The organism is Acetitomaculum ruminis DSM 5522 (genome assembly GCF_900112085.1).
Classification (GTDB): Bacteria; Bacillota; Clostridia; order Lachnospirales; family Lachnospiraceae; genus Acetitomaculum; species Acetitomaculum ruminis.
On sequence record NZ_FOJY01000005.1, the window covers coordinates 83,312 to 94,546 of the forward strand.

At 34.0% G+C, this 11,235-nt stretch carries 8 protein-coding genes; all 8 read left to right on the plus strand.

The features are described from left to right. Nucleotides 1–2: 2 nt before the first annotated feature. The 8 genes from mfd to BM153_RS04485 all read left to right on the plus strand — a co-directional run bounded on the left by mfd (nucleotide 3) and on the right by BM153_RS04485 (nucleotide 11,230). Nucleotides 3–3,542: a transcription-repair coupling factor gene (gene mfd / locus BM153_RS04450; RefSeq protein WP_092871179.1), complete on the plus strand. Its 3,540-nt coding sequence runs from the start codon at nucleotides 3–5 to the stop codon at nucleotides 3,540–3,542. 83 nt (nucleotides 3,543–3,625) lie between these two features. Continuing rightward, nucleotides 3,626–4,708: a peptidylprolyl isomerase gene (locus BM153_RS04455; protein WP_092871181.1), complete on the plus strand. Its 1,083-nt coding sequence runs from the start codon at nucleotides 3,626–3,628 to the stop codon at nucleotides 4,706–4,708. Nucleotides 4,709–4,938: 230 nt separating this feature from the next. Beyond that, nucleotides 4,939–5,877, plus strand: coding sequence for a D-2-hydroxyacid dehydrogenase (locus tag BM153_RS04460; RefSeq protein WP_092871183.1), 939 nt, complete (start codon nucleotides 4,939–4,941; stop codon nucleotides 5,875–5,877). Between the two features lie 20 nt (nucleotides 5,878–5,897). Further along, nucleotides 5,898–6,521 (plus strand): SGNH/GDSL hydrolase family protein, encoded by a 624-nt coding sequence (locus tag BM153_RS04465; protein ID WP_092871185.1) that lies wholly within the window; start codon nucleotides 5,898–5,900, stop codon nucleotides 6,519–6,521. A gap of 729 nt (nucleotides 6,522–7,250) precedes the next feature. Beyond that, a complete protein-coding gene (locus BM153_RS04470) occupies nucleotides 7,251–8,162 on the plus strand; it encodes an ABC transporter permease (protein WP_092871187.1) in 912 nt (303 codons plus the stop codon). A gap of 10 nt (nucleotides 8,163–8,172) precedes the next feature. After that, complete coding sequence (locus tag BM153_RS04475; RefSeq protein WP_092871189.1) at nucleotides 8,173–9,249, plus strand: ABC transporter permease; 1,077 nt, start codon at nucleotides 8,173–8,175, stop codon at nucleotides 9,247–9,249. 24 nt (nucleotides 9,250–9,273) lie between these two features. Beyond that, on the plus strand, nucleotides 9,274–10,275 hold the full coding sequence (locus BM153_RS04480; protein WP_092871191.1) for an ABC transporter ATP-binding protein: 1,002 nt from the start codon (nucleotides 9,274–9,276) through the stop codon (nucleotides 10,273–10,275). Next, a complete protein-coding gene (locus tag BM153_RS04485) occupies nucleotides 10,268–11,230 on the plus strand; it encodes an ABC transporter ATP-binding protein (protein WP_092871193.1) in 963 nt (320 codons plus the stop codon). The genes BM153_RS04480 and BM153_RS04485 overlap by 8 nt, the downstream gene beginning before the upstream one ends. The last annotated feature ends 5 nt before the right edge of the window (nucleotides 11,231–11,235 follow it).

The following is an 11,235-nucleotide window of genomic DNA, read 5'->3' on the forward strand; positions in this document are numbered from 1 at the left end:
AAATGCAGGCTTTTGTTTCGTCATTAAATGAATCTGAGAAGTTTAGACAAATTAAAGACAAAATAAAGGATAACAAGGGAATAGTTGGGATAAGAGGCTGTATCGAGTCCCAAAAGACTCATCTTAGTTATGCTTTATCAAAGGGCTTTAAAAACAAAATAATAGTGACCTTTTCTGAAAGCAGGGCAAGGGAAATATATGAGGATATGCAGTTTTTTGATAAAGAAACCTGCATTTTTCCTGCAAAGGATCTGATTTTTTTTCAGGCTGATGTTCATAGCGGACTGATTACCGGGGAAAGAATGAAGGTTCTTGAAAAAATAATAGAAAAAAAGGATGTTACCATTGTTACGGTAATAGATGCCCTTATTACAAAAATGATACCCTTAAATATTATTAAAAAAGGGATAATTTCTTTGGCAGAAGGTGATGAAACCAACTTGGACAAGCTGGCAAAACAGCTTGTTTTATCAGGCTATGAAAATAATTATCAGGTAGAAGCCAGGGGGCAGTTTTGTCTTAGAGGTGGAATTATTGATATTTTTCCTGTAACTTTTGAAAATCCCATAAGAATAGAACTATGGGGAGATGAGATTGATACTATCAGAAGTTTTAATCCACAAAGTCAAAGGTCTTTGGATGACAGATTAGAATTTGTCAATATTTATCCTGCCATGGAAATGATTCTTGATGAAAAAATCAAGTCAAAGGGTATTGAGTCCATTAAAAAGGATAGTAAAAAAATCTATGAAGAGTTTTCCAAAAAAATGGAAACTGAAAAAGCCTACAGGATAAAAAGTACCTGTGACAAGCTTATAGAAGATTTGGAAGAAGAAATTGAACTTACAAATTTAGACAGTTATATTAATTATTTTTACCGGGAAACAGTATCCTTTTTAGATTATTTTGATAAAGATAATACTTTAATATTTATAGATGAACCCTCTAAAAACAGCGAAGAACTAAGACTTACCTACGAAGAATTTAATGACAGCAGCAAAAGACGCCTGGAGATGGGATATAATCTGCCTTTACAGGGAGATATTTTATTTGATAAGGGAAATATTATTCATAAAATGAATCAAATGAATTGTATTTGCCTGTGTACCATAGAAAGTACAAGAGGTGAATGGAATATCAAAGAATTTTTTGATATTACCGTAAAATCCATAAATCCATATAATAACAGCTTTGAGCTGCTTATCAGTGACCTTTTAAAATATAAAAAGCAAAAGAAAAAGGTAATTATTTTATCAGGTTCCAAAACCAGAGCCCAAAGGCTTTCAAATGAGCTTTTTAACAGAGAAATAAACGCCTATTACACTGAAGATGCCAATCGAAAACTAAATAAAGGCGAGGTAATGGTTTATTGTGGAAGCTTAAAAAAAGGTTTTGAATATCCTTTATTGGATTTTGCAATTTATACGGAAAGCGATATTTTCGGAAGAGAGGCAGCAAGAAAGAAAAAAAGAAATAATTACAAAAGTAATTCAGCCGGCATACAAAGCTTTTCTGAATTAAGTGTGGGAGACTATGTTGTTCATGAGGGGCATGGTCTTGGAGTATATAAGGGAATTGAAAAAATCGAAGTGGAAGGCGTAAAAAAAGATTATATAAAAATTGATTATGCAAATAATGAAAATCTTTATATACCGGCCACAGCTCTGCATCTTTTGACTAAATATGCCTCTGCTGATGCGGCTCATAAACCTAAATTAAACAGATTAAACGGAAAAGAGTGGAAAAAAACCAGCTCAAAGGTAAGACAGGCAGTATGGGAAGTTGCAAAGGATCTAGTGGAATTATATGCAAAAAGGCAAAAAGAAAAAGGCTTTGCCTTTAGTGAAGACAGTCTATGGCAACACGAATTTGAGGAGATGTTTGCCTATGAGGAAACCGAGGATCAGCTCTATGCCATAAAAGAAACCAAAAAAGACATGGAAAGTGACAAAATAATGGACAGGCTTATTTGCGGAGATGTAGGCTTTGGAAAAACAGAGATAGCCATAAGAGCCGCTTTTAAGGCAGTTCAGGACGGAAAACAGGTGGCATATCTTGTACCAACCACCATTCTTGCAGGGCAGCATTACAATACCTTTCTTGAAAGAATGAAGGATTTTCCTATACGGATAGAGTTAATGTGCCGATTCAGAACTCCTTCTCAGATTAAAAAAAGCATCGCTGATTTGAAAAAAGGAATGGTTGACATAATAATCGGAACCCATAGAATACTTTCAAAAGATGTTTGTTTTAAAGATTTGGGTCTTCTTATAATAGATGAGGAGCAAAGATTTGGAGTTACCCATAAAGAAAAAATTAAACAGTTAAAAAACAATGTGGATGTTCTTACATTAAGTGCAACGCCTATTCCAAGAACCCTTCACATGTCCTTAGTAGGCATAAGGGATATGAGCGTTTTAAATGAAGCTCCTGTGGATAGAATGCCAATACAGACCTATGTTTTGGAATATGATGAAGAAATGGTCAGAAAGGCAATAACCAGGGAATTATCAAGAAACGGTCAGGTTTATTATGTTTATAACAAGACAAAGGATATTGATGAAATAGCAGCATCTTTATCACGCCTGGTGCCTGATGCCAGAATAGAATATGCTCACGGTCAGATGAGTGAAAGACAGTTAGAGTCCATTATGTATGATTTTATAAATGGAGAAATAGATATTCTGGTGTCAACAACCATAATTGAAACCGGACTTGATATACCAAATGTTAATACGATTATTATACATGATGCTGAAAACTTCGGACTTTCCCAGCTATATCAGTTAAGAGGAAGGGTAGGAAGGTCTAACAGAACCTCCTTTGCATATCTATTATATAAAAGAGATAAGATTCTTAAAGAAGTGGCTCAAAAGCGTCTTTTAGCTATTAGAGAATTTACGGAATTAGGCTCTGGAATAAAAATAGCCATGAAAGATCTGGAAATCAGAGGCGCCGGTAATCTTTTGGGAAAAAGTCAGCATGGACATATGGCAGCAGTGGGATATGACCTTTATGCGAAAATGTTAAATGAGGCGGTACTTACATTAAAGGATGATAAAGAACCGGAAGAATATTACAGGACAGTGGTAGATATAAACATAGATGCTTATATTCCTGACAGTTATATTTCCAACGAATTTTTTAAGCTGGATATGTACAAACGAATAGCCGGCATTGAAAACGAAGATGAATATCAGGAAATGATTGCAGAACTAATAGACAGATTTGGTGATCCACCAAATGCCGTAATAAATCTTCTTGATGTTGCCATAATAAAAGAAAAAGCTCATCAAGTTTATATTACGGAAATAAGCAAAGAACCAAGGAATATTAAATTCAGCCTCTACGAAAAAGCAAAAATTGATGTGGCAAGGATTCCGGAATTGTTAGAAGAATATGGAAGCAATATAAAATTTGTAACAAGAACGACTTCTCCCTACTTTTTATTGAAACTTAAGAATAAATGTAACGAGAAGGAAACCCTTGATTACATAAGAAAATTTATAGAAGCATTGGAGAAAATAATATATTCACATTAATTGTTAGATGTGATAAACTTAAGGTTGCGATTGACTTTTGTCAATACACCTTGGAGAGTATAGTATTTAATTAGGAGGAAATGATGTATAACTTAAAACGAAAATTTTGTTTAATTATGATTATGGCCATTATGTCCATGACGATTTTTACAGGATGTTCAAACATTAATCCAAACGACACGGTGGCGACTTTGGATAAGAAAAATATTAGAATGGGTGTAGCAAGCTTCATGGCTAAGTATCAGCAGGCATCTTATGACCAGTATAAACAATGGTTTGGGGAAGACATGTGGTCAAAAGATATTAGCGGAAACGGAAGCACTTTAACTGAAACAGTTAAAGAAAATGTTTTAGAAGAATTAGAAGAGTTTTATCTTCTTGATGCCCATAAGGCTGACTACAATATTGAAGATATTACCGGTGATGAGCTTAAATCCATAGAAAAAGCTGCAGAAAAGTTCATTAAAGCAAATACTGATAAAGCCATTAAACAGATGGGAACCAGTAAAGAAGATGTAGTTGAATATTTAAGATTATATACAATAAAAAATAAAATGCATGCTGCTATAATTGCAGATGTAGATACAAATGTTTCTGATGAGGAAGCTGCTCAAAAAACTGTTTCTTATGTAAAGATTGAAACTACAACTACTGATGACGACGGAAATCAGAAAGATCTTTCCGCTGATGAGATTAAAGCCCTTAAGGACAAGGCGAACAGCATTTTAAATGAAGCTAAAAACGGCGGTGATCTGGAAGAACTTATCAAGGAAGACGGATACAGCGTGGATACACATTCTTACGATGTAAATCCTGCCAAAGAAGATAGCAAAGAAGGCGATGAAGAAGATTCAGAAGAAAGTTCTACTGATGATACAATGAAGCCTGTAGAAGAAGCAGCAAATGCCCTTACAAAAGAAGGAAGTTATGCAGATTTGGTTACAAGTGATGATGCTATCTATATTGTAAGACTTGATTCTTTATTTGATAAAGAAGCTACAAATGATAAAAAAGAAGAAATTGTTTCTAAGAGACAGGATGACAAATATCAGGAAGTGTTAGATGGCTGGAAAAAAGATGCCAAGTGGGAAGTTAATAACTCAGTATGGGATAAGCTTAACTTTGATACACCATTTAGCATTACAACTGACGAAACAGCAAAATAATTTTGAACGCAGTGTAAGCAATCCCCCGCTTCAAAAGCGTAAGCTTTAAGCGGGGGTATAAGCTTACTAGTGTCAGAAGGGGTTAAAACCCCTTCTGACAGGTGGCACAAAGTGCCACTGCGTTCATGAGGAAGTAGCAAAGCGGATTCCGAATGTCCGCTTTACAATATAGAGCCTGCGTTAAACCACGCAGGCTTTATCTATAATAAATAATGAATAAGGAGAAAGAAATGAAAATTGTATTGATAGACGGGAAAACCATTGGAGATGACATTGATTTTTCAAAATTTGAACAACTGGGTGAGTTTATAAAATATGACTACACAACTATTAAAGAAATGCCTGAAAGGGTTAAAGATGCAGATGTAATTATCTGCAACAAAAGTAAAATGAATGAGACCACATTAAAAGACGCCAAAAATGTAAAACTGGTATGTGTAACAGCTACCGGAATTAACAATCTTGACCTTGAGTATCTTGAAAAAAGAAATATAGCCTGGAGAAATGTAGCAGGTTATTCAACGGAATGTGTTGCCCAGCATACCTTTGCCATGATGTTTTATCTTATGGAAAATCTAAGATATTATGATGATTATGTAAAAAAAGGAAAATACATTAATGATAAGGCATTTACTCATTTTGACAGAACATTTTCAGAACTTAATGGGAAAACCTGGGGAATTATTGGCATGGGAAATATTGGAAAAAGAGTTGCCCAGATTGCAAAGGCATTTGGAACAAATGTAATATACTATTCAACTTCAGGAAAAAATAATGTTAAGGATTATGAAAGAGTAACTTTTGACGATTTATTAAAAAGAAGTGATTTTATATCAGTTCATGCTCCATTAAATGAAAATACTGCCGGACTTATGGATTATGATGCTTTTTCAAAAATGAAAAAATCAGCAATCTTTTTAAATCTTGGCAGAGGACCGATAGTAGTTGAAAAAGATCTGGTAAAGGCACTAAAAGAAGAAATGATTAATGCTGCCGCCCTTGATGTAATAGAAACGGAACCAATGGCAGATGATTGCCCCCTTATAAAATTAAAGGATAGCGACAGACTTTTAATAACTCCTCACATTGGCTGGGCAGGTAAAGAAACCAGAGAAAGACTTATGAACATTATATATGAGCAGATAAAGGAATTTAAAGAAAACAATTAGCTTATAAAAAAGGTGAAAAAATGGGAAAATTAGTTTTTTTAGGTGATTCGGTAACAAATGCTAGCAGGTTTTGGGTAGAAAAAAACCAGGGTTTAGGCGAAGGTTTTGTATATATGATAGGTGAAGAGCTTGACAGAAAAGAGGATATAATAAACAAAGGCTATGATGGTCTTACCTCTATGGGGCTGATTTCCAAACTTTCTTATATATTTGATGATATTGGAGAAGAATCAATAGAAAAAATTACTCTATGTATAGGGATAAATGACATCCTTGAAAGTTTTTATAAACAAATTCCGGCTTACAAAAGCGGATATCTTCAAAATCTTAAAGATATAGTAAAGCGTTTAAAAGACATGAATATAACAAAAGACCTTCTTATAATGTCTCCTTTTTTATTTACAGATGTGGGAGAGTACAGAATGCTTAAAGGTTATGTGGAAGAATTTGTAGATACATCAAGGTATGTTGCTCATAGTCACTCGCTTGACTATCTGGATTTAGACCAGATTTTTAAAAAACAGTCTCAAATCAGTGATTTTAGAACTCTAACAACAGACGGTGTACATCCCAGCAGAAAGGGACATAGAATAATTGCAGACTCCTGGCTAAAGCAATTTAGAACTAAAACTAAGGAAAGCTGATTATCAAAAATAGACTTTATGCAAAATATATTAAAAAACTAAAACAGCAAAAACTATTTGAACTTAAAATTCCTAAAAAAAGAAACAAGTAAGCGTTTTTCCAGAAAAACGGACTGTCTTTAACATACGGACAGCCCCTTTTTTATTTCAAAAAAAATGATTTTTGAAAAGAGCATATTTAAAATAAAGATTAACGGAAAAAAATGTGATACAGATGCAGTTTTATTATATTTGACAATAATAAAACCGATAAATAATTATGAAATAATATTCCAAAATAATGTATAAAAACTCAAATCATTTGTTGCGATATTGTTGTAATACATTACTGTGATAATGTGTTAAAATGATAGAGTGGCATAGAAAAAAAAGAAAATTTAAAAAAAATATAAAAAAATTCCATATGAATTATTATGCAAAAATACTAATAAAAATTCGTTTATACTGATTTTTTTACAATAAAGTTATATCAAAGTAGCAATTTAAACCGATAAAATCATTATGAGCTTAAGTAAAGTATTTATGGGAAAAGATGGAAAATTAAAAAAAATATTCTCAAATAAATAGGAAAGACTAATTGAAATGACTTTCGAATTACTGTGAATATTTATTATAAACCCTTGATTTTTCAAGGTTTTTAAGACTTTTTTATGCAATTGACAAATGAATTTTCAGAGATTATATTATTTAAGTTGAAAATCGAAAAATTAGAGAATAAGGAGTGATATTTTGCTTAGATACGTTGTAAAAAGAGCTTGCCTGGCTATTGTAACAATATTTATTATTTGTGCAATCACATTCTTTACAATGAATGCGATTCCGGGAGGCCCGTTTGACTCAGAAAAGGCAACTACACCGGAGGTGAAGGCAGCCTTAGAAAAGAGATATAATCTTGATAAACCTTTAGTTGAACAGTTTGTTATATATTTAGGAAATTTTTTCCATGGAGATTTTGGTGTTTCTTTAAAAACAGGAAGAGATATTTCAAAAACACTTGTAACTTCATTTAAAATATCCGCAAAAATCGGGGGTATCGCAATGGCCTTTGCTGTTTTATTCGGAGTATTTTTCGGAAGTATAGCAGCTTTGATGCGAAACCGTCTGCCTGACAGAATTATTGTTTTTATTTCCACTTTAGCGGCAGCAGTACCAAGTTTTGTGCTTGCAACCCTATTATTGCTGGTATTTTGTATCAAGTTAGGATGGATTCCGGTATGGTCACCTACAAACAACAGTATAATCCTACCGGTTATTTCATTGGCATTTTACCCAATGGCATATATTACAAGGCTTACAAAGTCAAGTATGCTAGATGCTTTAGGACAGGATTATGTCCGTACAGCAAAGGCAAAGGGAGTTGCTACACATAAGGTTATCTTTAAACATGCCTTAAGAAATGCTTTGATTCCTGTTATTACTTATGTCGGACCTATGACTGCATCTATCATTACAGGTAGTCTTGTTGTTGAAAACATCTTTACAATAGGTGGTCTTGGACAAAAGTTTGTTACAGGTATTACCAATCGTGATTATTCCATGATTATGGCTACCACAATCTTTTTAGCAGTATTAATGGTATTTATTAACCTTATTAGTGACATTATCTACAAGCTTGTAGACCCAAGAATCACATTCGAATAGGAGGCTTTGTATGTCAGAAAACAATATACCTAAAAAACAGATACTTAGCACACAGATTGATTTGTCTAAGTTTAATTTTGAAAAAGCAACTGACGAAGAAAAGCGGCAGCAGGATGTTATGAGCGAATCAACCACTTTTTTTAAAGATGGTATGAAAAAGCTTAGAAAAAATCCCCTTGCTATGGGTAGTATTATCGTATTAGTTGCAATAGTATTGCTTATTTTAATAGCACCTATGGTAGTTCCATATTCATATTCAGAGATTATTTCCATTAATGGAAAAAGAGATAGAACAGCAAAAGAATTAAGTGCATTTCAATATTCAGAAAATGAAATTGCATATATGGAAGAAACAGGGGAGAAATTATTCCCACATATAATGGGAACAGATGCCATGTGTCGTGATTATTTTATCAGAGTTATATATGGTACAAGAGTTTCTCTTACCGTTGGAATATTTGCAAGTATCATAGTTCTTATTATTGGTGTTTTATATGGTTCAATTGCCGGATATGCCGGTGGAAAAGTTGACCTTTTTATGATGCGTATTGTTGATATTATCTATTCCCTGCCGGATATGCTTATTATCATTCTTCTTTCAGTGGTTATAGGACAGACCTTAAACATTGAAAGTGGTTCATTTTTAGCATCCCTGGGAACAAATATGATTTCTATTTACATAGTATTTGGACTTTTATACTGGGTAGGTATGGCAAGACTTGTAAGAGGTCAGATTTTATCAATTAAGGAAAATGAATACATTTTAGCAGCTAAATCAATTGGTGCAAAACCGGGAAGAATTATTTTAAAACATATCCTTCCAAACTGCATAAGCGTTATTATCATTACAACTGCTTTACAGATACCTTCAGCTATATTTACTGAAAGTTTCTTAAGTTTTATAGGACTTGGTGTACAGGCTCCAATGCCATCTTTAGGAAGTCTTGCAAATTCAGCAAGAGCCGGACTTCAAAGTTATCCGTCTAAGCTGGTATTTCCGGCACTTATGATTTGCCTTATTGTTTTGGCATTTAATCTTTTAGGTGATGGATTAAGAGATGCATTTGACCCTAAACTTCGTAAGTAGAAAGATATTTGTTGGAGGAAATATATGGATAAAGAATACGTATTACAGGTAAAAGATCTTCATACGTCATTTTTCACTGATGCCGGAGAAGTTAAATCCGTAAATGGAGTTTCCTTTAATCTTGCAAAGGGTGAGATTCTTGGAATCGTTGGAGAATCAGGTTCAGGAAAAAGTGTTACAGCATATTCCATTATGGGTATTCTTGCTGACACAGGAAAAGTGGTTGGAGGAGAAATTCTCTTTAAAGGAGAAGATATAACAAAATATACAGAAAAACAGATGAAGGATTTTCGTGGAAAAAAATGTGCCATTATTTTCCAGGATCCCATGACGAGTTTAAATCCGGTATTTACTATTGGAAATCAGCTTATGGAGGCTATTTTACTTCATACAGATAAAAATAAAGAAGAGGCTAAACAAAGAGCTATAGAAATGCTTACCTTAGTAGGTGTTAACGAGCCTGAAAAAAGAATGAAGCAATATCCTTTTGAACTTTCAGGAGGTATGAGACAAAGGGTTATGATTGCCATGGCTTTGGTTTGTGAACCGGATGTCTTAATTGCTGATGAACCTACAACTGCTTTGGATGTTACTATTCAGGCACAGATTCTTGAACTTATTCAGGAATTACAAAAGAAGCTTGGTATGGCAGTTATCCTTGTAACCCATGACCTTGGTGTTATTGCCGATATGTGTAACGAAATTATAGTTATGTATGGCGGAAGGGTTTGTGAAAGAGGAACAGCTGATGATATTTTTTATGCACCGGCTCATGAATATACCAAAGGACTTTTAAGATCTATTCCTGTACAGGGAAGTAAAGAAAGATTACAGCCTATTGAGGGAAGTCCTATTAACTTATTGAATATGCCTAAAGGATGTGCTTTTTGTAGCAGATGTGATGAAGCCATGAAGGTATGCCTTGAAAGAAAGCCTGAAGAAATGGAGATATCACCGGGACATTATGCATCATGCTTTATGAACCTTAAAAAGCTCGCTGAAGAAAGAGGTGTAGTTAATGAATAGTGAATATCTTGTAGAAGTAAAAGATTTGAAGCAGCATTTTCCAGTTAAAACAGGTTTTTTTAAAACAACTCCGTTAAAAGCGGTGGATGGTGTATCTTTTGGTATCAAACCTGGAGAAACTCTTGGTCTTGTTGGAGAATCAGGCTGTGGAAAGACCACAGTGGGAAGAACCCTGCTTCATTTATATAAACCGACTTCAGGTCAGATTTTATACGAAGGAAATGAAGTTACCCCAGAAAACATTGGCGAATACAGAAAGAAAATGCAGATGGTATTTCAGGATCCATATTCATCCTTAAATCCAAGAATGACAGTAGAAGATATTATCGGAGAGCCTTTAGATGCTCATAAGCTTTATGATTCAAAGAAAGACAGAAGAGATAAAATCTTAGAACTTATGGAGTATGTTGGATTGAATGCCGAACATGCCACCCGTTATGCCCATGAGTTTTCCGGTGGTCAAAGACAAAGAATTGGAATTGCAAGAGCTTTAGCAGTAAATCCAAGCTTTATTGTTTGTGACGAAGCAGTAAGTGCCTTAGATGTATCCATTCAGGCACAGGTTATAAATATGTTTGAAGATTTGCAGGAAAAACTTGGAATTGCATATCTTTTTATTGCCCATGACCTTTTGGTTGTTCATCATATTTCTGATAGAATTGCCGTTATGTATCTTGGAAAAATAGTTGAGATTGCAGAAGCAGATGAATTAAATGATTCACCTATTCATCCATACACAAATTCATTGTTAAGTGCTATTCCTATTCCGGATCCTGTAACTGCAAGAAAGAAAAACAGAATTATCCTTTCAGGAGATGTTCCAAGTCCAATGAATGTTCCAAGCGGATGCGCATTTCGTACCAGATGCAAATATGCTACAGAAAGATGTAGTATAGAAACTCCTGAACTTACTGACAGAGGAAATGGCCATTTTGTTTCCTGCTGGAACAGATAAAATAG